The organism is Xanthomonas sp. NCPPB 2866 (genome assembly GCF_041475745.2).
GTDB lineage: Bacteria > Pseudomonadota > Gammaproteobacteria > Xanthomonadales > Xanthomonadaceae > Xanthomonas > Xanthomonas arboricola.
The window spans coordinates 1,765,686-1,789,882 of record NZ_CM192975.1 but is presented as its reverse complement, the minus strand read 5'-3'; the positions used below and the strand labels follow the sequence as shown (position 1 = coordinate 1,789,882).

Annotated in this window: 15 protein-coding genes, 1 tRNA gene and 1 other RNA gene; 4 read left to right on the top strand and 13 right to left on the bottom strand. The window is 66.0% G+C overall.

Annotation, left to right across the window (positions count from 1 at the left end; genetic code table 11):
- Window positions 1–3: 3 nt before the first annotated feature.
- From ACCQ04_RS07700 to rnr, 5 genes are all read right to left on the bottom strand, one after another.
- Entirely contained in the window at window positions 4–3,036 is a 3,033-nt protein-coding gene (locus ACCQ04_RS07700; protein WP_226426500.1) for a ligand-binding sensor domain-containing diguanylate cyclase, read from the bottom strand.
- A 260-nt stretch (window positions 3,037–3,296) separates the two neighbouring features.
- Window positions 3,297–3,371, bottom strand: a non-coding RNA gene (locus ACCQ04_RS07695) — sX9 sRNA.
- Between the two features lie 67 nt (window positions 3,372–3,438).
- The gene (gene rlmB / locus ACCQ04_RS07690; protein ID WP_024940443.1) at window positions 3,439–4,191 is read right to left on the bottom strand and encodes a 23S rRNA (guanosine(2251)-2'-O)-methyltransferase RlmB; all 753 of its coding nucleotides are present in this window, start codon (window positions 4,189–4,191) and stop codon (window positions 3,439–3,441) included.
- A gap of 249 nt (window positions 4,192–4,440) precedes the next feature.
- Window positions 4,441–4,914 (bottom strand): GFA family protein, encoded by a 474-nt coding sequence (locus ACCQ04_RS07685; RefSeq protein WP_226426501.1) that lies wholly within the window; start codon window positions 4,912–4,914, stop codon window positions 4,441–4,443.
- Window positions 4,915–5,051: 137 nt separating this feature from the next.
- Window positions 5,052–7,598: a ribonuclease R gene (gene rnr, locus ACCQ04_RS07680; protein ID WP_226426502.1), complete on the bottom strand. Its 2,547-nt coding sequence runs from the start codon at window positions 7,596–7,598 to the stop codon at window positions 5,052–5,054.
- A 121-nt stretch (window positions 7,599–7,719) separates the two neighbouring features.
- Between rnr and ACCQ04_RS07675 the strand changes: the two genes are divergently transcribed.
- Window positions 7,720–7,806, top strand: a tRNA-Leu gene (locus ACCQ04_RS07675).
- A gap of 230 nt (window positions 7,807–8,036) precedes the next feature.
- Here ACCQ04_RS07675 and ACCQ04_RS07670 read toward each other — a convergent pair.
- Both ACCQ04_RS07670 and ACCQ04_RS07665 read right to left on the bottom strand, forming a co-directional pair.
- On the bottom strand, window positions 8,037–9,560 hold the full coding sequence (locus ACCQ04_RS07670; protein ID WP_226426503.1) for a platelet-activating factor acetylhydrolase IB subunit: 1,524 nt from the start codon (window positions 9,558–9,560) through the stop codon (window positions 8,037–8,039).
- A gap of 232 nt (window positions 9,561–9,792) precedes the next feature.
- Window positions 9,793–10,911: an acyl-CoA dehydrogenase family protein gene (locus ACCQ04_RS07665; protein WP_225874194.1), complete on the bottom strand. Its 1,119-nt coding sequence runs from the start codon at window positions 10,909–10,911 to the stop codon at window positions 9,793–9,795.
- A 152-nt stretch (window positions 10,912–11,063) separates the two neighbouring features.
- Between ACCQ04_RS07665 and ACCQ04_RS07660 the strand changes: the two genes are divergently transcribed.
- From ACCQ04_RS07660 to metH, 3 genes are all read left to right on the top strand, one after another.
- A complete protein-coding gene (locus ACCQ04_RS07660; RefSeq protein WP_024940812.1) occupies window positions 11,064–12,059 on the top strand; it encodes an ArsR/SmtB family transcription factor in 996 nt (331 codons plus the stop codon).
- Window positions 12,056–13,195: a homocysteine S-methyltransferase family protein gene (locus ACCQ04_RS07655; RefSeq protein ID WP_167762773.1), complete on the top strand. Its 1,140-nt coding sequence runs from the start codon at window positions 12,056–12,058 to the stop codon at window positions 13,193–13,195. The genes ACCQ04_RS07660 and ACCQ04_RS07655 overlap by 4 nt, the downstream gene beginning before the upstream one ends.
- Window positions 13,196–13,349: 154 nt before the next feature.
- Window positions 13,350–16,103 carry a methionine synthase gene (gene metH, locus ACCQ04_RS07650; protein WP_226426504.1) on the top strand — a complete coding sequence of 918 codons (2,754 nt, stop codon included), beginning with the start codon at window positions 13,350–13,352 and terminating at the stop codon, window positions 16,101–16,103.
- A gap of 137 nt (window positions 16,104–16,240) precedes the next feature.
- Here metH and ACCQ04_RS07645 read toward each other — a convergent pair whose 3' ends face one another.
- The 6 genes from ACCQ04_RS07645 to ACCQ04_RS07620 all read right to left on the bottom strand — a co-directional run bounded on the left by ACCQ04_RS07645 (window position 16,241) and on the right by ACCQ04_RS07620 (window position 24,108).
- Complete coding sequence (locus tag ACCQ04_RS07645) at window positions 16,241–17,446, bottom strand: AGE family epimerase/isomerase (RefSeq protein WP_226426505.1); 1,206 nt, start codon at window positions 17,444–17,446, stop codon at window positions 16,241–16,243.
- Window positions 17,443–18,429, bottom strand: a complete 987-nt coding sequence (locus tag ACCQ04_RS07640) for a carbohydrate kinase family protein (RefSeq protein ID WP_024939350.1) — start codon at window positions 18,427–18,429, stop codon at window positions 17,443–17,445. Before ACCQ04_RS07640 ends, ACCQ04_RS07645 begins: the two co-directional genes overlap by 4 nt.
- Complete coding sequence (gene fucP, locus ACCQ04_RS07635) at window positions 18,426–19,736, bottom strand: L-fucose:H+ symporter permease (RefSeq protein WP_226426506.1); 1,311 nt, start codon at window positions 19,734–19,736, stop codon at window positions 18,426–18,428. Before fucP ends, ACCQ04_RS07640 begins: the two co-directional genes overlap by 4 nt.
- A gap of 13 nt (window positions 19,737–19,749) precedes the next feature.
- Entirely contained in the window at window positions 19,750–20,922 is a 1,173-nt protein-coding gene (locus ACCQ04_RS07630; protein ID WP_226426507.1) for a LacI family DNA-binding transcriptional regulator, read from the bottom strand.
- A gap of 108 nt (window positions 20,923–21,030) precedes the next feature.
- On the bottom strand, window positions 21,031–21,876 hold the full coding sequence (locus ACCQ04_RS07625) for a transporter (protein WP_226426508.1): 846 nt from the start codon (window positions 21,874–21,876) through the stop codon (window positions 21,031–21,033).
- A 135-nt stretch (window positions 21,877–22,011) separates the two neighbouring features.
- Entirely contained in the window at window positions 22,012–24,108 is a 2,097-nt protein-coding gene (locus tag ACCQ04_RS07620) for an acyltransferase family protein (protein WP_226426509.1), read from the bottom strand.
- Between the last annotated feature and the right edge of the window lie 89 nt (window positions 24,109–24,197).

The window sequence follows — 24,197 nt, the reverse complement described above, 5'->3', positions numbered from 1 at the left end:
CACCTAACCCACACAGATGCGATCGCGCCCCGCGCTCTTGGCCTGGTACAGCGCCTGATCGGCGCGCTGCATCAGCGATGAGCCGGTGTCGTCGTCGCGCAACTGGGCCACGCCGGCACTGAAGGTCACCTGCAGGCCTTCCACGCCGCCCCAGCCTTGGCGCGCGTGGAACAGCGCGCGGATGCGCTGGCACAGCGCCTGTGCATCCTCCAGCGTCGTGTCGGCCAGCAGCAGGGCGAACTCTTCGCCGCCCAGGCGTGCCGGCAGGTCCGACGCGCGCGCGGCGGCGGTCAGCAGCACACCGACTTCATGCAATACCGCATCGCCACTGGCGTGCGAATAGTGGTCGTTGATGCGCTTGAAATGATCGATATCCAGAATCGCCAGCACCAACGGCCGCCCGCTGCGGCGTGCGCGGCTGATGTCGCGCGCCAGCGCCTCGTCGAAATGCCGGCGGTTGGGCAGCCCGGTCAGGGCGTCCTCGTGCGCCTGGCGCTCAAAGACATCCGACTTGATGCGCAGCCGTGTCAGCAGCTCGCTCTTTTCCTGGTTGGCCTGCAGCAAACGCTGCGCCTGCAGTTGCAGATCTTCGGTGCGTTTGCGCACCAGTTCGGCCAGGCGTGCGTTATGGCTCTTGTAGCGGCGTAGCAGGAACCGATACACCAGCGCCAGCAATAAAATCGCACCCAGTACCGCGGCAAGACGCACGTCCTGGCGCTGCCACCACAGCGGCAGCACCTCGAACGCCCACACCGCCTCGTGCGGACTCCAGGCACCGCCCGGGTGACGGGCCGCCACATGCAGACGGTAGCGCCCCGGCGGCAGGCCGATGAATTCCACGCTGCGTTGCCGGCCACGCTCGGTCCAGTCGCTGTCCAGGCCTTCCAGGCGCGTGCGGTACTCGATCCGCTCCGGCAGCAGAAAGCTCATGCCGACGTAGGACACGTTCAGGCGATGCCCGCCCGGCAGGCGTGCCTGCTGCCGCCATGTCAGCGGACGTGCGTCCTGCTGCACGCTTTCGATCACCGCCGGCGGCGCGCGCCGCTCGCGAAAGCGCTGCAGGCGCGCCGGGTCGACCGTGCTCACGCCGCCGGCGGTGACCACCCAGATCGAGCCATCGGCACGCGCGATCATGCTCGGCCCGGAGCTGCCGTTGGCCTGCGCGTTGCCCATGCCGTCGATCTCGCCATAGCGTTCGATGACCAGCCGGCCGCGTCCATCGGCAACCGCGTCGAGCAGGGTGAGTTGCGTGCGCAGCACGCCGCGATTGCTGCTGATCCAGGCGTTGCCGAACCGGTCGCCGACCAGCTGGAACACCGTATCGACCGGAATGCCCTGCTCCAGCCCCACGCGTGCGAGCCTGCCGTTGCGCACCCGGTACAGGCCGCGATCGGTCGAGATCCAGACAGCGTCACCGATGCGCTGAAAACCGAACACGCTCCGCGCGCCGCCCAGCGCTTCCAGATTCAATTGCTGCAGTTTTCCGGCGCGCAGTACCGCCGCGCCGTCGACCGAGCCGATCCACAGCGCACCATCGATGCTGGCCAGCGCGGTCACCACGCCATCGGGCAGGCCGTCGACCGCCAGGGGCGCCCGCTTGCCGTTCACCAGCTTCACCACGCCGCGCTGCGTGGCCAGCCACACCACGCCGGAGTCGTCGATCACGATGGCGCGGATATGCCCGCTGGGAATGCCCTCGGCGTCGCCGTAATGCCGCAGCAGGCGTCCGTCGTGCAGCACGAAGACGCCATCGGCATACGTGCCCACCCACAGATCGCCGTGCCGATCCAGCGCCAGGCTGAGCACCGAAAGCTTGCGCCCGGATGGCGTGGCCACCGCCACCGGCACGATGCGTCCGTCCGGCAGCATGCGATCCAGGCCGGCGGTGCTGGCGATCCACAGGCTGCCGTCGCGGTCTTCCAGCACCGCGCGGGCGTAGTCGCCGCTCAGCCCATCGCGTTGGCTGTAACTGCTGAACAGGGTTTCGCGCAGCCGAAACAGCCCGCCGTTGGCGCCGACCCAGATGCTGCCTTCGGCATCCTCGCGCAGGCTGACGATGCGCCCGGTCGGCAGGCTGCGACCAGCCGGCAGATGCTCCACTCCATGACTGCCGATGCGCAGCAGCCCCTGATTTTCGCTGCCCAGCCACAGGTCGCCATGGTGGTCCTGCAGCATCGCGGTGAAATGGCCCTGCCCAGGCACCCGCCGTACCAGCTCGGCAGTCTCGCCCCGCAGCCGATACAGCTGCTCGCCGGCGACAACCCACAGCGTGCCGTCCGGCGCGCGGTATGGCCACGCCAGCCCGGGTGGCAGGCCGAACGCGGCCGGGGCGCGATGCATGCGTCCGTCCGGTTCGCGATAGATCAGGCCGTCCAGCGTGCCGATCAGCAGCCGGCCCTGGTCGTCGAACGCCATGCGCGGAAAGCTGCTCTGCAGCGGCACGCCATCGCGCGGCGGAAAATACTCGAAGCGCCCATCCGGCCACAGGCAGCCCAGCCCGTGGCCCTCGAACAGCAACCACATGCGACCGCGCGCATCCATGGTCATTGCATGGATCAGCGCCTGCGGCCACTGTCCCTGCCGCTGCCAGTGCCGCCACTGCCCGTCGCTGCCGTGACGCACCAGATTGCCGCGCGCATCGCTGAGCCACAGCGCCCCGTCGTGGTCGACGTACAAGGCGCCGACGCCGTTGTCGGGCAGGCCGGGACGCGTGCTGCGGTCGATGATGCCGAATTCCAGCCCGTTGTAACGCACCAGGCCTTCCCAGGTGGCGAACCACAGGTAGCCATCGCGGGTCTGGGCGATATCGCGCAAGGAGTTGTGCGGCAGGCCGTTACGCGAGCTCCAGCTGTCGATCGCGTAGTCGCGCAGTGGCGCCGTGCCGGCCGGTGCAGCCAGTGCCGCGAGCGAGCACAGCGCCAGCAGCATGCAGACAACGGCACCGAGCCAGCGCTGCGGCCGCTTGTCTCCCCGTGCCGACGCCTTGGCATCGCATCCGTTCTCGCCCGTCGACCAGGCCCCCGCCCCATCTCTCATCAGACATAACACGCCGTTCGCTGGCGATATGGTAGGCAAAAACGGGCACGCGCGCCGGTCAATCGTCGTACGCCTTGGTCAACGTCATGCGCGGCGGGCCACCTGTGCGCCCGGCACTGCAGCTGCAAGCGCACCGGCGCCATTGTTTGCGCAGATCGGCTGCTGCGTGGGTGCGCGGATCGAACCGCGCCGCACGCGCGATCTCGCCATGCAGATCGACCTGCGCGGTTCGCCATCGGCACGCACGTGCGATGCGGAGTGGTTGGCAACACAGGGCGAACAGTCGCCAGCTGGATGCGGACGACGTGCAGCAAGCGCAGTGCACGGTGGTGCGTGCCGAGTCGGGGCATCGGCCGCGCCCGCGCCCACCTGGCGGTGAGCGCAGTCGTTTCGGTCGCCGCTTCAGGCGCCCAGGCGCTGGCGTACCGCTTCGAACAGGGTCACGCCGGCGGCCACCGACACGTTGAGGCTTTCGATATCGCCCGGCATCGGGATCTTGACCAGACCATCGCAGTGCTCGCGGGTGAGACGACGCAGGCCGTCGGCCTCGCCACCGAGCACCAGCCCGACGTTGCCGCGCAGGTCCACGCTGTACAGCGACGCCTCGGCTTCACCGGCCAGGCCATACAGCCACACGCCCTGCTTCTGCAGATCGCGCAGGCAACGCGCCAGATTGGTCACCGCGACCACCGGAATACGGTCGGCCGCACCGGCCGAGGTCTTGCGCACGGTCGCGTTGACCGTGGCCGACTTGTCCTTGGGAATGACCACCGCAGTGACGCCGGCCGCCGCCGCGCTGCGCAGGCATGCACCGAGATTGTGCGGGTCCTGCACGCCATCGAGGATCAGCAGCAAGGCACGTCCCTCGGCGGCGGTCACCAGTGCTTCGAGCTCGTTTTCGGCCCACAGCCGCGCTGCGGCATAACGCGCGACCACGCCCTGGTGGCGCACCTGCCCACCGACGCCATCGAGTGCCTGGGTGTTGACCCGGCGCACGTCGATGCCCTTGCGGCGGGCCTGCTCTTCGATCTCGATCAGGCGCGGATTCTTGCTGCCGGCCTCGATCAAGACCTCGCGCACGTTGTCGGCGTCGTTCTCGACGGACGAGGCGACGGCGTTGACGCCGACGATCCACTGATTCTGCTTGCTGCTCATTGCGCCGGATACGAAGAGATAAAGGGGAATGGTAGGGCCTGCGGCCTGCCACGTCACGGCCGGAGCGCAGACGGCGCTGGCGGCAAGGAGATCGCGGTGCTCCTGGGCCACGGCCAGAACTTCAGCACGCTGTACGGCCGATTGCGGGGATCGAAGATGGCGCTCGCCCCGTTGTGATGGTGCCGGCACCTGCACGCACCCCGCTGTCGCGCGCCCCTGCGGTAGGCACTCACGCCTGCGGGCGCGGACTCACACTGGCCACTGCGCGGTATCGTGATCCGGGTGCTGCCTTGACACCACATCGGCCAGAAACGCCAATGCGGCGACATCGTCCTCGGTGGTGCGCGCCGGTAGATCGGCCAATGCATCGACGAACGGCAGCTTGCGCTCCACCCCGTACTGGATTGCCGGAGGCAGCTGCTCGGGCGTATCGAACGCACCGGCAGCAATCGCCAGGCCGTCGGGCGCTTCATAGGTCAGCGGCGTTCCACATTCGGCGCAGAAGCCACGCAACACCATCGATGAAGAGGCGAAGCGCTTCGGCTCGCCGCGTGTCCAGCTGAACTCGACACCGCGCACCGAAACCAACGGCGCGTAGTAGGCACCGAAGGCTTTTTGACACATGCGGCAATGGCAGATCGAGGCGTCCGTCAGCCTGCCGCGCACGTGGAAACGCACGGCACCGCACTGGCAGCCACCGCTGTACTCGATTGCTGCGTCCATCGTCGCCTCAAGCCTTGAAAGTGGGCACCCAGCGCGCGTTGCGAGCGTCTGCCCGCAACGACCTGCCGCTCATATCCGGCGGTCCGTATACATCGCGAGCCGCCGCCGGACGGCGGCTTGTGATCCTGCAGACGCGCTTAGTACTGTTTTTTCTTGCGCTTGGCCGGCTGAGCGCTCGGCGGCGGCGGCGGTTCGGGCGAATCGCCGCGATCCTCGGCCAGGCGGAAGTCGATCTTGCGCTCTTCCATGCTGGCCTTCAGCACCAGCACCCGCACCGGATCGCCCAGACGGAACGTGCGGCCACGGCGCTCGCCACTGAGCGTCTTGCGGATCGGATCGAACTGGTAATAGTCCTGCGGCAGCTGGGTGACATGCACCAGGCCGTTGACCTTGGACTGGGTCAACTCCACGAACAGGCCGAACCCGGTCACGCCGCTGATCACGCCATCGAACTGGCCGCCGACATGCTTTTCCATCCACGCGGCGCGATACCGCTCGTCGACTTCGCGTTCGGCTTCGTCGGCACGCCGACCACGCTCGGAACACTGCAGCGACAAGGCCGCCATCTGACGCGGGGTATAGATGTATTTTTCCGGGCTGGCACCGGTCAGGGCGTGCTTGATCGCGCGGTGCACCAGCAGGTCCGGGTAACGCCGGATCGGCGAGGTGAAGTGCGCATACGCCTCCAGCGCCAGACCGAAGTGACCGTTGTTGTCCGGCGAATACACCGCCAGGCTCTGGCTGCGCAGCAGCACCGACTCCAGCAGCGCCGCGTCGGGGCGCGCGCGCACTTTCTTCAGCAACTTGGTGTAGTCACCGGGGCGCACCTTGCTCCATGCCGGTAGGCTCAGCTGGAATTCCTTGAGGAACTCCAGCAGGTCTTCGTACTTGCTCTCCGGCGGCCGCTCGTGCACGCGGTACGGCGCCGGCACATGCATGCTCAGCAGGTAACGCGCGGCCTCGACGTTGGCGGCGATCATGCATTCTTCGATCAGCTTGTGCGCATCGTTGCGCACCAGCATGCCGGCCTGGGTGACTTCGCCGGTGTTGTCGAGCACGAAGCGCACTTCGGAGGTTTCGAACTCGATCGCGCCACGCTGCGTGCGCGCCTTGGACAGCACGTTGTACAGCTGGTGCAGGCGCTGCACCTGCGGCAGCAACGGGCCGATGAAGGCCTTGGTGTCGGCGTCGTCTTCGCCCACCGCCTTCCAGACCTGGTTATAGGTCAGGCGCGCATGCGAGTTCATCACCGCTTCGTAGAAACGCGAACCGGTGACTTCGCCGTCGCGCCCCACCTGCATATCGCAGACGAAGCACATGCGGTCGACCTTGGGCATCAGCGAGCAGATGCCGTTGGACAGCGTCTCCGGCAGCATCGGCACCACGAAACCCGGGAAATACACCGAGGTGGCACGCTTTTGTGCTTCATCGTCCAGCGGCGTGCCCGGACGCACATAGTTGGACACGTCGGCGATCGCCACCACCAGACGGAAACCGTCGACATTGGGCTCGCAATACACCGCGTCGTCGAAATCCTTGGCGTCTTCGCCGTCGATGGTGACCAGCGGCATCTGCCGCAGATCCACGCGCCCGCCGATCATCTGCGGCTCGACCACCAACGGCACTGCCGCGGCCTCGTCCAGCACTTCCTGCGGAAATTCGTGCGGCAGCTCATGGCCGTGGATGGCCATCTCCACCACCAGCGACGGGGTGAGCTTGTCACCGAGCACCGCGATGATCTTGCCGATCGCCGGGCGCCGCGCATCCGGCGGCGCGATCAGTTCGCACACCACCAACTGCCCTTCGCGCGCCTCGCCGATACCGTCAGGTGCGATCTGCACGTTGCGTTGCACGCGCTTGTCGTCCGGGTCGACATAGGCCACGCCATGCTCGTAGAAGAAGCGTCCGAGCATGCGCGACATACGGCGTTCGAGCACGCGGGCGATCGCACCTTCGCGACGGCCGCGGCGGTCAATGCCGGTGACGTTGGCCAGCGCACGATCGCCGTGCATGACCTTGCGCATTTCATAAGGCGGCAGGAACAGGTCGTCGCCACCCTCGTCCGGCTTGAGGAAACCGAAGCCTTCCGGATTGGCGATCACCACGCCGGCGATCAGGCTGGTCTGCTGCACCGGCGCGTAGCCGCCGCGACGGTTCTGCACCAGCTGCGCTTCGCGCACCATCGCTGCAAGGCGCTTGCTCAGCGCGTCGATGCGGTCGCTGAGATTGAGTTGTTCGGCGATTTCCTCGGCGGTCTGCGGGCCATCGCAGGCGTCGAGCAACTGCAGGATGGCCTCGCGGCTGGCGATCGGCTCGGCGTAGCGCAGTGCCTCGCGGTCGGCATGCGGGTCCTTGAACTCCGCCGCCGGGGCGGGCGCTTCGGTCGGCGCCTGCTGGAAGCGTTCCGGCGGCGGCGCCGGCGGACCGCTCTTGCGCGGATGCGGTGCGCGTGGTGCCGGCGGCGTGGGCAGCGCGGGCGCTACCGGCAGCTCTGGCGAGGCGTTGGCGGCCTTGTCGGCAGCGCGTTTGTTGGCGGACTTGGTCGACGCACCGGCGGCGGCGCGGACCAGGAAGTCCGGCATCCAGCCCGGCAACTTCTGTTTTTCGGCGGTGGTGGACTCGCCCGGGCTGGTGGACTTGCGGCGACTGGGCCGATCGGAATCTGGGGTGTTTTTCTTTGTCATTGCTTACATGGTACCCCTTGCGGCCGCGCCATGGGCGGCACGCCTCGCCCGGCCGGTCGCAATTGCCGGCCACCAGGCATTGACAAGCCCGCCGGGAGTCTGCAAAATTCGCGGCTCACCTGCCCAGGTGGCGGAATTGGTAGACGCACTAGCTTCAGGTGCTAGCGGGGGCAACTTCGTGGAGGTTCGAGTCCTCTTCTGGGCACCAGTTTAAAAAGACCTCCGAGCGATCGGGGGTCTTCTGGTTTCTGGGGTCCGAAAAGTTCTGACGGTGGCCGTGCGCCTGCGTTGCCGGCCGATGGCAGCCCGCTATTGATCGGCGGCCGGCGCTTCATTCCGCTCACGCCATGACGCAGCAACCGTGCAACCGGATAGCCTGCTGCGCGACAGCAGCGCCCTCTTCGAGGCCACTGCCCCGACTCCGCAGCGCAGGACGGCTTATGGCGTTGCCGTGATGCCCGCCTCGCGCAGCGCCGTGGCCCAGATCGCATACCCGGTCTCACTGGGATGGGTGCCGTCGGGCATCAGCGCCTCGGGCAAGGTCCCGTCCGGCTGCAGCATCCGAGGCCCGATGTCGACCAGACGCACGGACCGATCCTTGCCATAACGCGCGGCCAGCAGCCGATTGGTCTCGGCAATGGGCGCGCGCTGCGCATCCCCGGCATGGCGGCCGCGCGGCATGATCGCCATCAGGATCAGCTGACTCCTGGGCAAACGGCGACGCACCTCGCTCACCACCGCCTCCACACCCTGCGCGGTCTCGGCCGGCGTGGAGGCGCGCGCTTGCGCGGTGCCGGTGAGGTTGTTGGTGCCGATATGCAGCACCACCCAGCGCGGATCCAGGCCGTCGAGCTCGCCCTGGCGGATGCGCCACAGCACGTTCTGGGTGCGGTCCCAGCCAAAGCCCAGATTCAGCACCGGGACCCTGCCGTACAACCAGCTCCAGGACTCGGGGCCACTGACACGCGTGGCCTGCGGCGGGCCGGCCCAGAAGTGCGTGATCGAATCGCCGATCACCACCACCTCGGGCTTGAGCGTTCGCGCTGCGGCCAGCGCCGCATGGTGACGCGCATACCAGTCGTAGGAGTCCTGCTCCAGCCGGTCGACCGGAATCAGCGAGGTCGCAAAATCGCGGCCCAGCGCGGCAACCGGCTTGACCGGCGCCTCGCCCAGCAGGCGCGCCAGGGTCGGCTCGATCGCCTCGGCCAGCATGCGCTGGCCTTGCGTGTCCGGATGCAGGGCAGCGGCCGGCGGACGGAAACGGGTGTCGTAAAACAGCTCGGTGCGCAGCTTGCCGTCGCGCTGGAAGATCGACCCCACATCCAGATAGGTCACGCGTGGATTGTCGCCATAGCGCACCGCCAGGCCCTGGTTGATCTGCGCGTCGCGGCGCGACTTCTCGCCGGAGATGTCGCTGGGCAGCACACCCACCAGCAAGATCTGGGTGCGCGGCAACTTCTGTTCGATCGCCGCCACCACCGCATCGATACCGAGCTGGGCCTGCTCCGCGGTCTGGCCGAGGTGGCCGGTGTTGTTGGTACCGATCAATACCAGCGCGACCTTGGGCTGCAGGCCATCGACCTCGCCATTGGCCAGCCGCCACAGCACGTTCTCGGTGCCATCGCCGCTGAAGCCCAGATTGAGCGCGCCACGGCTGCCGTAGAAGGTTTGCCAGGTCGGCTGAAAATCCTCGTCCGGCGCCTTGGCTTTTTCGTAGTTCTGGGTGATCGAATCGCCGATCAACAACAGCGGCGTGTCGGCGTGCTGCTTCACCTGCTCCAGCACCTGCGCATGCCGCTGCGCCCACCAGGCTTCCTGCAGGCGGTCGGTGGGCACGATCGAGGGCGGCGGCGTTTGCGCACTTGCCGCAGCGCAGACCAGCAACAGCCCCCAACACACAAGCACCGGAACACGGGCGGACAACGAAAGGCGGGAAAACACAGCGTGCAAGGACCGGGGCATGCGCGCACCAGAGGCCAGAGAAGCTGCGATTGTGATCCGCGCGCGCCGCGCGCGACAAGGTCGGGCGCAACCATGTGCGATGTACGGCGCTTCTGTGATATCTGACCGCTCACGTTTGCGCAAGCGCGCTCCTACATAGTGCGAGGCAATCGCCAGCGTCACGGTGCCGGATCGACTGCTGCGCAGCTCGGGCCGATGGTGTCGACCGCGGCGTACTGCCGGATCAGGCCCTTCAGCGCAAGCCGGTCTCGCCACGCGCGATCACCAGGCGCTGGATTTCCGAGGTGCCCTCGTAGATTTCGGTGATCTTGGCGTCGCGGAAGTAACGCTCCAGCGGCATTTCCTTCGAATAGCCCATGCCGCCGTGGATCTGCACAGCCTGATGGGTGATCCACATCGCCGCCTCCGAGGCGGTGAGCTTGGCCACGGCCGCTTCGGTGCCGAACTTCTGGCCCTGCCCCTTCAACCAGGCCGCGCGCAGCGTCAGCAGCAGCGCTGCATCCAGCTTGCACTTCATGTCGGCGATCTTGGCCTGGGTCATCTGGAAGGTGCCGATGGCCGCACCGAAGGCTTTGCGCTCCTTAACGTAGGCCAGGGTCGCTTCATAGGCCGCACGCGCGATGCCGACCGCCTGCGACGCGATGCCGATGCGCCCGGCGTCGAGCACGCTCATCGCGGTCTTGAAGCCCTCGCCTTCCACGCCCAGCACTTCGTCGGGCTGGGCAATGTAATCGGCAAATTCGATCTCGCAGGTGGCCGAGGCACGGATGCCGAGCTTGGGCTCGGTCTTGCCGCGATGGAAGCCGGCGCGATCGGCGTCGACCATGAAAGCGGTGATGCCGCGCGAGCCCTTGTCCGGCTCGGTCACCGCAAACAACACGATGTACTTGGCGACCGGGCCGGAGGTGATCCAGCTCTTCTTGCCGTTGATCACAAAGCTGCCATCGGCCTGCTTGACCGCGCGGCAGCGCATCGCCGAGGCATCCGAACCGGACTGCGGCTCAGTCAGTGCGAACGCGCCGATCTGCGCGCCTTCGGCGATCGCGCGCACGTACAGCTGTTTCTGCGCCTCGCTGCCGTTCTTCAGGATGCCGGTGCAAAACAGCGAGTTGTTGACCGACACGATGGTGGAATGCGCGCCGTCGGCGGCGGCGATCTCGATCATTGCCAGCGCATAGCTGATCGGGTCCATGCCGGCGCCACCGTACTCGGCCGGCACCTCGATGCCCATCAGGCCGTTTTCGCCGAGCAGGCGGATGTTCTCCAGCGGGAACTCGCCGCTGCGATCGAACTGCTCCGCGCTGGGGGCGATCTTTTCCTGGGCGATGCGGCGGGCCACATCCTGGATCATCAATTGTTCTTCGGTAAAGCTGAAATCCACGTCGCACCCCTCCAGGCCTAGGCTGAGCGCCCATTGTAGCTCCAACCATTCGCATGCGTATGTAGTTGACCCCACACCCTGCCCGACCGAAAATATCTCCATATCGCGATATAGAGATATTCATGGATCTGGAAGACTGGTCGGCGCGCCTGAAGGTATTTGCCGACGCCACCCGCGTCCGCCTGCTGACCTTGCTGGAGCAGGAAGAACTCACCGTGGCCGAGCTGTCGGCGATCACCCGCCTGGCCCAACCGCGCGTGTCCACGCACCTGGCCAAGCTCAAGGAAGCCGGGCTGGTGCGCGACCGCCGCGCCGGCGTGTCGGCTTACTACCGTTTCGACGAGGTGTCGCTGGATCCGGCGCAGCGCGCCCTGTGGCTGGCATTGAGCACCGGCAGCGACGATCCGCTACTGCGTCAGGACGCCGAGCGCGTGGCGGCAGTGCTGGCCAACCGCGCCGCCGACCAGAACTGGGCCGATTCGGTGGCCGGCGACATGGAACGACACTACTCCCCGGGGCGCACCTGGGAGGCGCTGGCGCGCACCGCCCTGCCTCTGCTGGAAACCGGCGACGTGCTCGACATCGCCTCCGGCGACGGCGTGCTGGCCGAGCTGGTGGCACCACATGCCACCCGCTACATCTGCATCGACACCAGCGCACGCGTGGTCGCCGCCGCCAGCGAGCGCCTGCGCAAGCTGCGCAATGTGGAAGTGCGCGAGGGTGACATGCATGCGCTGCCGTTTCCCGATGCCAGCTTCGACCTGGTGGTGCTGATGCATGCGCTCACCTACGCAGCCAAGCCGGCGCAGGCAGTGGCCGAATCCGCGCGCGTGCTGCGCCCCGGCGGTCGCCTGCTGCTGTGCAGCCTGGCCAAGCACGAACACCGTGCCGCGGTGCATGCCTATGGCCACGTCAATCTTGGCTTTGCTGCCAAGGAACTGCGCAGGTTTGCCGAGAAAGCCGGGCTGGACGTGTCCAGCCTGGAGACGGTGACGCGCGAGAAGCGCCCGCCGCATTTCGAGGTGATTTCATTGATTGCGGTGAAGCCGGGAATTGGGAATCGGGAATCGGGAATCGTTGAAAGCAAAGGCGCTGCTTCGCGGAGAGCTGAATCATGACGCAGGTATCCAATCCCCAAGCTCCAATCCCGTTTGCACTGCCCTGGCTGCATCCCGAACGCGCCGCCAGACTCACTGCCGCGCTCGCCGAACGCATCCTCATCATCGATGGCGCGATGGGCACGATGATCCAGCGCCACGATCTGCAGGAGCGCGACTACCGCGGCAGCCGCTTTGCCGACGGTTACGACAGCGCGCAGGTGCACGTACATGGCCCGGGCTGCGATCACGCACACGCGCCGGAAGGCCACGACCTGAAAGGCAACAACGACCTGCTGTTGCTGTCGCGCCCGGAGATCATCGCCGGCATCCATCGCGCCTATCTGGACGCCGGTGCCGACCTGCTGGAAACCAATACCTTCAACGCCACCTCGGTGAGCCAGGCCGACTATCACCTGGAACATCTGGTCTACGAATTGAACAAGGCCGGCGCGCAGGTCGCGCGCGCCTGCTGCGACGAAGTCGAGGCGCTGACCCCGCATAAACCGCGCTTCGTGATCGGCGTGCTCGGCCCCACCAGCCGCACCGCCTCGATCAGCCCGGACGTCAACGACCCCGGCTACCGCAACACCAGCTTCGATGCCTTGCGCGACACCTATCGTGAGGCCATCGACGGTTTGATCGACGGCGGTGCCGACACGCTGATGGTGGAAACCATCTTCGACACGCTCAACGCCAAGGCCGCGCTGTATGCCATCGAGGAAGTGTTCGAAGCGCGCGGCGGGCGCCTGCCGGTGATGATCTCCGGCACCATCACCGATGCCTCCGGACGCACCTTGTCCGGCCAGACAGCCGAGGCGTTCTACGCCTCGGTCGCGCACGGACGGCCGCTGTCGGTGGGCCTGAACTGCGCGCTCGGTGCCAAGGACCTGCGCCCGCACGTGGAAACGCTGGCGCAGATTGCCGACGCCTATGTCAGCGCGCATCCCAATGCCGGCCTGCCGAATGCCTTCGGCGAGTACGACGAAACCCCGGAAGAAATGGCCGAAACCTTGCGCGAATTTGCGCAGGCCGGCCTGCTCAATCTGGTCGGCGGCTGCTGCGGCACCTCGCCGGATCACATCCGTGCGATCGCCCAAGCGGTCGCCGACCTGCCGCCGCGGCAATTGCCTGGCGCGCAGGAGCTGGCAGCGTGATGCAGAGCGATGACACTCATCCGTCCTTCGGGCACCTTCATCCGCATGCGGGGGAAGCAGGCGTGCAGCGCCGGATGAGTGCAGACGACTGCGTCCCGTCACTTCCTTTTCCGATCCGGGCTAGCAACGCGGCCGCCCTTCTTCAGAGCATCGCATGAGCACTCCCCGCCACACCCGCCTATCCGGCCTGGAACCGCTGGTCATCACCCCGGACCTGTTGTTCGTCAACGTGGGCGAGCGCACCAACGTCACCGGCAGCGCGCAGTTCCGCAAGCTGATCAAGGAAGAGCGCTACGAAGAGGCGGTGGAGGTGGCGCGCCAGCAGGTCGCCAACGGTGCGCAGATCCTCGACGTCAACATGGACGAGGGCCTGATCGATTCGGAAAAGGCGATGACGCGCTTTCTCAACCTGATCATGTCCGAGCCGGATATCGCGCGCATTCCGGTGATGGTGGATTCGTCCAAGTGGAGCGTGATCGAAGCCGGCCTGAAGTGCCTGCAAGGCAAGAGCGTAGTCAACTCGATCTCGCTCAAGGAAGGCGAGGCGCTGTTCATCGAACAGGCGCGCAAGGTGCTGCGCTATGGCGCTGCCGCGGTGGTGATGGCCTTCGACGAAGTGGGCCAGGCCGATACCTGCGCGCGCAAGGTCGAGATCTGCACGCGCGCCTACAAGGTGCTGACCGAGCAGGTGGGCTTTCCGCCGGAAGACATCATCTTCGACCCGAACATCTTTGCCGTGGCCACCGGCATCGAGGAGCACGACAACTACGCGGTGGACTTCATCGAAGCCACCCGGCAGATCAAACGCACGCTGCCGCACTGCCATGTTTCCGGCGGCGTTTCCAACGTGTCGTTCTCGTTTCGCGGCAACGAGATGGTGCGCCAGGCGATCCACTCGGTGTTCCTGTTCCATGCGATCAAGGCCGGCATGGACATGGGCATCGTCAACGCCGGCGGCATGCCGATCTACGACGAGCTCGACCCGGAACTGCGCGAACGCGTGGAGGATGTGGTCCTCAATCGCCGCAAGGACGGCACCGAACGCTTGCTCGAAATTGCAGAGCGCTATAAAGGCAGCAAGGGCGCGGCGAAAGTCGAAGACCTGGCCTGGCGCGAGAAGCCGGTGCGTGCGCGGCTGGCGCATGCGCTGGTGCACGGCATCGACGCATTCGTGGAAACCGATACCGAGGAAGCGCGCCAGCAGTCCACCCGCCCGCTGGACGTGATCGAAGGCCCGCTGATGGACGGCATGAACGTGGTCGGCGACCTGTTCGGCGCCGGCAAGATGTTCCTGCCGCAGGTGGTCAAGTCCGCGCGTGTGATGAAGAAGGCGGTGGCGTACCTGCTGCCCTTCATCGAAGCGGAAAAGCTGCGGACCGGTGATGTCGGCAAGTCCAACGGCAAGATCATCATGGCCACCGTCAAGGGCGATGTGCACGACATCGGCAAGAACATCGTCGGCGTGGTGCTGGCATGCAACAACTTCGACGTGGTGGACCTGGGCGTGATGGTGTCGGCGCAGGTGATACTGGACCGTGCGCGCGCAGAGAATGCGGACCTGATCGGCTTGTCCGGCCTGATCACGCCGTCGCTGGAAGAGATGTCGCATGTCGCACGCGAGATGCAGCGACAAGGCTTCGAGATTCCGCTGTTGATCGGTGGCGCCACCACCTCACGCGCACACACCGCCTTGAAGATCGACCCGCATTACACCGCCCCCACCGTGTGGGTGAAGGACGCCTCGCGCGCGGTGGGCGTTGCGCAATCGCTGATCTCGCGCGACCTGCGCCAGGCCTTCGTTGCCGCCAACGATGCCGACTACGCAGAGATCCGCGCCCGCCATCGCAACCGCGGCGACGCCAAACGCCTGGTGTCGCTGGAAAAGGCACGCGCACAGCGTTTCGATGGTGATTGGGGCACCTACACACCGCCCGCCCCGCGTCAGCCCGGCCTGCACGTGTTCGACGACTATCCGCTGCAGGAGTTGATCGAGCTGATCGACTGGACCCCGTTCTTCCAGGCCTGGGAGCTGGCCGGCAAGTTCCCGGCGATCCTCAGCGACGAGGTGGTCGGCACCCAGGCCAGCGAGTTGTACCGCGATGCACGCAAGATGCTGCGCACCATCGTCGCCGAAAAATGGCTGACCGCGAAGGCGGTGTTCGGGCTGTGGCCGGCAAACAGTGTGGGCGATGACGTGGAAGTGGTGCTGACAGACCACCGGGATTCGGCAAACGGGATTGGAGATTCGCAGCAGCCCGGCCAATCCCAAATCCCGAATGCCCAATCCCGGCAGCTCTTGCACTTCTTACGCCAACAAGTCGACAAACCCGTCGACCGCCCCGACTTCTGCCTGGCCGATTTCATCGCGCCCAAGAGCAGCGGCAAGCAGGACTGGATCGGCGCGTTTGCGGTCACCGCCGGCATCGGCATCGAGCCGCATGTGGCGCGGTTCGAAGCCGCGCATGACGACTACAATTCGATTCTGCTCAAGGCCCTGGCCGACCGTCTGGCCGAGGCGCTGGCCGAGCGCCTGCATCAACGCGTGCGCACCGAATTCTGGGGCTATGTGGAGGATGAGACGCTGGACAACGAGGCGCTGATCGCCGAGCGCTATCGCGGCATTCGCCCGGCACCGGGGTATCCCGCCTGCCCCGAGCACAGCGAAAAGCGCACCCTGTTCGACCTGCTCGATGCCGAGCGTCATACCACGATGACGCTGACCGAAAGTTTCGCGATGCTGCCCACCGCAGCGGTCTCCGGCTACTACTTCAGCCATCCCAAGAGCCAGTACTTCGTGGTCGGGCGCCTGGGCAAGGAACAGGTGGCCGACTACGCCAGGCGCAAGGGCATCACCGTGGCATTGGCAGAACGTTGGCTGGCATCGAATCTGGATTACGACCCGGAATAAGCACAGCCGCAGACCACAGACATCGCAGGAGCGCACCCGGGCGCGACGAGGCTTTACCGGTAAATCCGCATCGCGCCTGGGTGCGCTCCTACGCGGCGCCGACGCATTGCGCGGCGGCGCCCTTGATCACGCCAGCATCAAGCAGCCGGCCGCAACACGTTCAAGACCTCGTAGCAGGCGCCCATGGTGTGGTAATCGGTCTTGCCGGCGGGGCTCTTTTCGTCGCTGTACTTGCGGTTGTCCGCGTCCAGAATGCGGTACCACGCACCATAGCGATGGTCGATCATGTGCTCCCAGGAATACGCCCAGAGCTTGTCGTACCACTGCCAATAGCGCGGCTCGCCGCTGCGCTGCGCCAGCAACGCCGCCGCCGCCAGCGATTCGGCCTGCACCCAGAAATACTTGTCGTCGTCGCAAACCTTGCCGTCCGGGTCGAAGCCGTAATACAGCCCGCCACGCTGCGCATCCCAGGAGCGCTCCACTGCCACATCGAACAGGTGTTGCGCGGTCGGCAACAACCAGTCGGTCGGTGCGTAGCGATCCAGCAGCATCAGCAGCTTGGCCCATTCGGTCTGATGGCCCGGCTGGAAACCCCAGGGGCGGAACAGGTGCTTGGGATTGTCGCGGTTGTAGTCCCAGTCGATATTCCATTGCAGATCGTAGTGTTCCCACACCAGACCGTCGGCCTTGGCCGCCTGGCGCCGGGTCATGGTGTCGGCCAGCGACAGCGCACGGTCCAGGTAGCGTTGCTCGCCACTGGCTTCGTACGCGGCGATCATCGCCTCGCACATGTGCATGTTGGCGTTCTGGCCGCGGTAGCTGGTGAAGTTGAATTGCGCATCGGCCTCGTCGCGGTACAGGCCGAATTCCGGCTCCCAGAAGTGCTTTTCCAGCAGCTGCCAGGTCTCGTCCATCCATGCGCGCGCCTCATAGACACCCGCCTTCAGGCCGCACGAATACGCCAGCAGCACGAAGGCCACGCCGTAGCAGTGATTCATGTCGTCTTCGACCACGCCGTCACGCAATGTCCATGCGTAACCGCCGGTGGCCGGATTGCGATGCACGTTGCGCAGATAGTCCAGGCCGTGACGCACCGCCTGCAGGTACTGCGCATCGCCGAATTCGCGATACGCCATCGCATAGTTGAAGACGAAGCGCGTGCTGCTGACCAGATGCCGATGCCCGGCATCGTAGATCGAACCATCGTCGCGGAAATACTGGAAAAACCCGCCCGCCGGGTCGATCGCGCGCGGGTGGTAGAACGCCATGGTGTCGGCGATATGCTGACGCAGCACATCGGCCGAACGGAAATCGGGTGCGGGGCTCGCAGGCAAACGGCTCATGATTGTTCCTGGATCAGGGAATGGACTTCATCGACGCTCGGCATGGCCGCAAACGCGCCCTTGCGCGTCACCGCGAGCGCGCCGACCGCCGCGGCAAAGCGGATCACCTCGGTGATCGCAGCGGCATCGCCGGACAGCTGCTCCAGCGTGGATGCACGCGTCGCCAGCTGAAACAGCAAGCCACCGACGAACGCATCGCCCGCTGCCGTGCTGTCGCGCACCTGCACGCGGAAGGCCGGCACCTGACCCGAATCGGTGCGTGTCTGCCAGTGCACCGGGCCACCACCGTCGGTGACCAGCAACCAGCTGGCCTGGCCCTGCCAGAGCTTGCGGGTGACCGCGCTGGCGTCGCCATCGAGCGTGCCGGCCAGGTAATCGAGTTCTTCGCGCGAGAGCTTGACCACATCGGCCAGCGCCAACGCCTCCCACAGCAGTGCAGCCGGGTCCACATCCTGCGGCCACAGCATCGGGCGCAGGTTGAGATCCAGGCTGACGATGGCGCCATCGGCGCGTGCGCGGCGCATGCCGTCCAGCGTGCATTGCGCGATCGCCGGCTCGGTCATGCTGTTGGAACACACATGCAGCACGGCAGCCTGCGTGAAGCCGTCCGCGGCGAAATGCTCCGGCCGGAACAGCAGATCCGCCGCAGGCGGACGGTAGAAACTGAAACTGCGTTCGCCGGCTTCATCCAGTGCAACAAAAGCCAGCGCAGTCTTGGCCTCATCGGTGCGCACGATGCCATCGGTGGCGACACCGGCCTGCTGCAGGCTCTGCAGCAAAAAATCGCCGAACATGTCGCGCCCCAGCATGCCGACGAAATGCGCTGCGCCACCCAGGCGCGCCACCGCGACCGCGACATTGGCCGGCGCACCGCCGGCGTATTGCGCAAACGTGCGCGCCTCATCCGGACCCGCCTGCGGCAGTGCCAGCATGTCGATCAAGGCCTCGCCAAAACACACCACCCGGTTCTTCAAGGCACTCATGCGCGCGCCTCCGCCAGTGGGCCGCGCAGACGCGAGCCCCAGATGCCGTAGAACACGATGTAGAGATAGCACACCAGCGGCAGCACGAACGACTCGTGCAGACCGATGCTGTCGGCCAGCAGGCCCTGCAGATACGGCACGATGGCGCCGCCGACGATGGCCATGATCAACAGGCTCGAGGCGCGGCCGGTCAGCGGGCCAAGCCGCTCGATGCCCAGCGTAAAGATGGTCGGGAACATGATCGAATTGAACAGGCCGATCGCCACCAGCGCATACACCGCCAGCATGCCGCCGCTGGCCATGGTCAGGCCCAGCAGCAGTGCGTTGATCCCGGCGAACACCGACAACAGCACGCGCGGCGACAACTTGGCCAGCAAGGCCGAACCGATGAAACGGCCGATCATCGCCAGCGTCCAGTACGCCGACACGTAGTGGGTCGCTTCGCGTTCGGTGAACCCGCCGATCTGCGGCAACGAGAAATAGTTGACCATCAGGCTGCCGATTGCCACTTCCGCACCGACATAGAAAAAGATCGCCAACACACCAAAGCGCACATGCGGATGCGCCAGCGCATCCAGCAGCGAATGCCTGCTTTCATCCTTCTGCGCGCCCACATCGGTCAGGGCCGGCAGACGGAACAGGAACACGAAGATCGCCAGCAGAAACAGCACGATGCCCAGACCGATGTACGGCCCCTGCACGGCCTGCGCTTCCTGCACGCGATAGGCCAGTTGCTCGGCTTCCGGCAGCACCTTGAGCTGGTCGCCGCTCATGACGGTGTTGGACAGGATCAGCCAGCCACCGAACAGCGGCGCGATCGCAGTACCCAGCGAATTGAGCGCCTGCGCCAGGGTCAAGCGGCTGGACGCACTGCGCTCCGGGCCCAGCAGCGCGACATACGGGTTGGCCGCCACCTGCAGGATGGTGATGCCGGTGGCCAGCACGAACAACGCGCCGAGAAATGCGCCATAGACGCGCAATTCCGCCGCAGGCCAGAAGCCCAGCGCACCGACCGCGGCAACCGCCAGCCCGGCCACGATGCCTTGCTTGTAGCCAAGCCTGGCCACCAGCCAACCGGCCGGCAGCGACATCAGGAAGTACGCGCCGAAGAAGGTGAACTGCACCAGCATCGCCTGCGCGAAGTTGAGCTCGAACACCGCCTTCAGATGCGGGATCAGGATGTCGTTGAGGCAGGTGAGAAAGCCCCACATGAAGAAGATCGTGGTGACGACCGACAACGCAACGCCGTTGTTGACGGGCGCCTTGTTGCCGCTAGGCACTGTGGACTGCGTGGAAAGGGAAACCATAGGAATTGCCTGGTCAGCGGCCTGAGGCCTTGGTGGGGGAATGGGCGGGGGAATCGCTGGGGGAGTAAAGCGGAATCACGGAGCTCAACGCGCTGGCGCTGCTGGCGCGGATCTTCAATTCGACTGCGGCGGTCAGACGCTGCGATGCAAGGGCGGGACTCCCGATACGCTGCAACACCAGTTGCGCAGCCTGGCGCCCGCGCGCGCGCGGATCTGCGGCCAGCGTGGTCAGCGCGGGCGTGAACAACGCGGCTTCGGCGATATCGTCGAAGCCGGTCACCGCGAAATCGCGCCCCGGCACGATGCCATGCATCGCCAGTGCGGCCATCAGGCCCAACGCGACGCTATCGTTGTAGCAGACCGCCGCAGTTGCGCGATCGTGCTCGGCGCTGTCCAACATGCGACCGGCGCACAGCGCAGCATCCTGTCGATTCGGTGCGGATTCAACGTAATGCACGGCCAGACCGGCGTCGGCCATCGCGCGCGCGTAACCGGCACGGCGTTGCCGGCAGGAACTGGATTCGGCATGACCACCGAAGAACACGATGCGCCGGTGGCCTTGCGCAATCAGATGCGCGCAGGCAAGCAACGCGCCCTGCTCGTTGTCCAGCGCCAGCAGATCCCAGCCCGCGCCCTCCACTTCGCGGTTGAACAACACCACGTTGTGTTGTCGTCCCAGCACCTGGGTCAGCGCCTGTGCCTGGCTGCCTTCGGCCGGCGACAGGATGATGCCGGCAGGGGTGTGCTCCATCAACGAGGTCAGCACCGCCTGCTGGCGCTGCGTCGATTCGCCGGTGCTGCCGAGCAGGGTCACATAACCCGCCGCGCCCAGCGCTTCGTCCACGCCTGCGGCGAATTCGGCAAAGAACGGATTGGACAGATCGTTGATGACCAGCGCGATGCTGGATGAGGTGCGGCAGCGCAGATTGGCCGCAGCACGGTTGTAGACGTAGTGCTGCCGATCCAGTTCGGCCTCCACGCGCGCGCGCGTGGTCGCATGCACCAGCGGGCTGCCGCGCAGCACCAACGACACCGTCGCGCGCGATACGCCGATGGCACTGGCGATATCGCGCAGGGTCACCGGCCCGCGTCCGCTGCGGCGCGCGTCGCCATCCTCCGAAGCGGAGGGCGCCGGTTTGGCACGCGTCACGTTGCCGACCTTGCAATGGGAAAAGTGCGCATGCATCTGGCGTCGATTGGATCGATCCAATTAGGCCTTTTCCACGCACTCAATGCATGCGGCAGTGCAACATGGACAGCGGCCGCGACGCTGCCGCCGCCTTCCATCTTGCCATCACTGAAAGGCAATCGACAGGCCGATCCCGCCCTGCCAGTCCGGGCTCTCGGAGGTCAGCCCGCGCAGCACCGAGACATCCAGCTGCATCGCATGCGGCAACTGCCAGGCACCGCCGGCGCCGGCCACGCGCGAATGCTCGCCGCCGGTATCGAAGCCTGCCTCGACATAACTGCTGAAACGCTCACCGGAAAAGAACGTGTAGTTGGGCGAGAAGGTCCAGGTATGCCCGTCGCTGTCGCGCGCATAGTTGACGTATAGCGCCAGTGCGCGCTGCTGGGCCAGATCCCAGGACGCGGTCACGCCCAGTTCGCGCGCGTAGCCATCGCTGAAGGCAGCGCTGCCGGTCGGCACGCTGTAGCTGCCGAGCGCGGCCCAATGAAAGCTGTCCGACTGCGACGGCAATGCCACCTTCAGACCGATATGGCTATCGCCTCCGCCGCGCACATGCGCACCGCCACCGTGCTGCCAGTTGTAGCTGTCGCTGCCGACCTGCAGTTCCACGTTCTGGAACAGGCCCAGGCGCAGCACTGTATCGGCGGTGTACTGGGTGATTCGCTGCCCGTCGCTGCGATCGGTACTCGCATCCGGCAGACCCTGCTCCCAGGCGAACACGCCGGGCTGCAGCACTTCGGCGGCAAACGGAATGCCGGGACGGTCAAACGCAGGGGCATCCTCCGTCTGCGCAGCGGCCTGCCCACTCATCCCGCATAACGCAAACATGGCAGCGGCCAACACCGTGGCGCGCGTCGCCTGCAAACCCGAAGCGCCACGCGCGGTGGAGGCAACCGACGCAACGGCACGGGACTTCAACACGTTCGACAACAAGGACATACGCGGCACCATCGGCAGAAGTGGGCAGCGACGCAGTGGGCACCATGCCCGGCTGCGTCGACAATAACGCGGCGATGGTGCCGCGCGCGCCGTGACCGGCCCGTGTATCGCCAGCGGCACGTCAACCTTTCCTGAGCAGCCGGTCCTTTATTGAGCCACCGGTGCCGACGCCGGCAAGCCACGCAGATGCGCCGCGAAACCCGGCAGCAGCACACGGTTGCCATACCCGCTCAAGTGGTCGGCATCGAAGAACAGCGGCCGGCCCTGCTGTGTCGGCGCGCACACCTGCGCATCGCACAGCGACGGCAGCGGGTCCCAGATGCTGGCGCCCCCTAGCCCGGATGCGATGCGACGCAATCCATCAAGTGCCGGCGCGCGATAGTCTTCCATCGCCTTGCGCTCGATCTGCATGCCGTTGGCGCAGATCGCATTGCCACGATTGAACCAGTCCGAACATCGGTAAGGCGGTGCCCTGAGCACCGGTTTGGGCGCTTCGAACACAATCAGAACGCCCCGCGCCTGCACCGGTGCCAGCAATGCGATCGTCGCCGCCACCGTCGCATCGCGCTCGCGCTGTGCCGGCTCGCTCTGCAGCGTGGCGATATTGCCGTGCAGGTCGAACAACACGTCCTGCTCGGCCAGCCGCGGCACCCGCAAACCAGGCAGGAACAGCACATCGCCCGCACGCGCCCTGCCCGCCACGTCCTCCAGCGCCGGTCGCAGGAACGCGTCGCAACCTGCGCCCTGACCACCCGGCTGCATCGATGCGACCGCACACCCGGCCACGCCATACATGCGCACGCTGCCGCCTTCCAGCAACGGAAAACGCCGCAGCATTTCGTTGTAGGCCAGCGCATGCGAATCGCCGATCACAAAGACCTGGCGCTGGCTGGCCGCAGGACGCGAACACTTCCCGCGCGCGAAGATGCGCACCGGCTGACCGCCCACCGATGCGTTGCTGGCGATCAGGCGGCAGTCCGGCAGCTCCTTGCGCAAGCCGCGCGCATACGCATACCAATCCAGCGGGTGGCGGCTGACCACACTCAACGAGGTATACGGCGTCGACTTGATCACTGCCGATTGCACGCCGAAGGCCAGCACCAACGCAGCGAGGCCGGCCATCACCACGCGCACGTTCGACCAGCCACCCATACGCCGATTGCGCCAAGGCAGTTCCACCCAGCGATACGACGCCGCCGCGCAAACGACCGTCAGCACCAGCGCCAGCAGCTTGGCCGCCACCGCATCCAGCCCGATCGTCCAGCGCAGCAGCACCAGCACAGGCCAGTGCCACAGATACAACGAATACGAGATGCGCCCGATCGTCACCACCGGCCTGGCGGACAACACGCGCCCGATCCAGCCCTCGCTGTGCCGATGCAGCAACGCCAACACCACCAGCGTGCCAACCGCCGGCCACAGGCCATCGCTCCAGGGCGAATGCCCAGGCCGCGCATTCCACAGTCCGTTGCCGATGCCTGCCAAGGCCAACAGCAACAGAATTGCGCGCAACGGTGCAGGCAGGCCGATGCCTGCTGCGAACACACGCTGCCCGTCGCGGCGGCGCAGCAGTGCCATCAGCTGAAACAACACCACGCCGGCACCCAGTTGCCAAAAGCGTGCGGTGGTCAGATAGAACGAAGTGACCTCGTGTCCCGGCACCTGCGTGCGCTGCCAGGCATAGCCCAGCGAGGCCGCGCTGGCGAGCGCGAACAGGCCCAGCGACCAGGCACGTCCGGCACCGCCACGCATCCAGGCCAGGAACATCCACGGAAACAGCAGATAGAACTGTTCCTCCACGCCCAGCGACCAGGTCTGCGTATACGGATTGAACTCGGCACGCGGAGAAAAATAATCCTGGCCGACGCTGGCCAACACCCAGTTGCTCAGCCCGAACAAGGCCATGCGCCCGGTCTTGGTGCTGGCTTCGCTCAGCCACGACTCGGGAATGAACAAGGTCGAAAACAGCGCGGTGACCAGCACGCAGACCAGCAAGGCCGGTGCGATACGCCGCAAGCGGCGCGCATAAAACCGCGCCAACTCGGCGGCCACCGCAATGCGCGGTAATCGATCGACCGACGCACTGACCACAAACCCCGAGATAACGAAAAATATATCGACGCCGGTGAAGCCACCGGGCAACCAGCTGGCGTCCAGGTGATAGGCGATGACCGACAGCACCGCCAATGCACGCAATCCGTCGATATGCGCGAAGTAAGCATTCCCTGTCGCCGAGCGCGTCATCCTGATCCTCGAAGTTTCGTCACTTGCACACAAGCGGCCGCCCCTCATCGCGAACGGCCGACCGGCGCACTCTAAAACGCATACGGGCC

Coding starts and splice junctions, on each gene's coding strand:
- ACCQ04_RS07620 (WP_226426509.1), bottom strand. CDS start 24,108: ATGACGCGCTCGGCGACAGGGAATGCTTACTTCGCGCATATCGACGGA.
- fucP (WP_226426506.1), bottom strand. CDS start 19,736: ATGGTTTCCCTTTCCACGCAGTCCACAGTGCCTAGCGGCAACAAGGCG.
- ACCQ04_RS07630 (WP_226426507.1), bottom strand. CDS start 20,922: ATGCATGCGCACTTTTCCCATTGCAAGGTCGGCAACGTGACGCGTGCC.
- metH (WP_226426504.1), top strand. CDS start 13,350: ATGAGCACTCCCCGCCACACCCGCCTATCCGGCCTGGAACCGCTGGTC.
- ACCQ04_RS07665 (WP_225874194.1), bottom strand. CDS start 10,911: ATGATCCAGGATGTGGCCCGCCGCATCGCCCAGGAAAAGATCGCCCCC.
- ACCQ04_RS07700 (WP_226426500.1), bottom strand. CDS start 3,036: ATGAGAGATGGGGCGGGGGCCTGGTCGACGGGCGAGAACGGATGCGAT.
- ACCQ04_RS07625 (WP_226426508.1), bottom strand. CDS start 21,876: ATGGTGCCGCGTATGTCCTTGTTGTCGAACGTGTTGAAGTCCCGTGCC.
- ACCQ04_RS07660 (WP_024940812.1), top strand. CDS start 11,064: ATGGATCTGGAAGACTGGTCGGCGCGCCTGAAGGTATTTGCCGACGCC.
- ACCQ04_RS07655 (WP_167762773.1), top strand. CDS start 12,056: ATGACGCAGGTATCCAATCCCCAAGCTCCAATCCCGTTTGCACTGCCC.
- ACCQ04_RS07645 (WP_226426505.1), bottom strand. CDS start 17,446: ATGAGCCGTTTGCCTGCGAGCCCCGCACCCGATTTCCGTTCGGCCGAT.
- ACCQ04_RS07670 (WP_226426503.1), bottom strand. CDS start 9,560: ATGCCCCGGTCCTTGCACGCTGTGTTTTCCCGCCTTTCGTTGTCCGCC.
- ACCQ04_RS07640 (WP_024939350.1), bottom strand. CDS start 18,429: ATGAGTGCCTTGAAGAACCGGGTGGTGTGTTTTGGCGAGGCCTTGATC.
- ACCQ04_RS07685 (WP_226426501.1), bottom strand. CDS start 4,914: ATGGACGCAGCAATCGAGTACAGCGGTGGCTGCCAGTGCGGTGCCGTG.
- rlmB (WP_024940443.1), bottom strand. CDS start 4,191: ATGAGCAGCAAGCAGAATCAGTGGATCGTCGGCGTCAACGCCGTCGCC.
- rnr (WP_226426502.1), bottom strand. CDS start 7,598: ATGACAAAGAAAAACACCCCAGATTCCGATCGGCCCAGTCGCCGCAAG.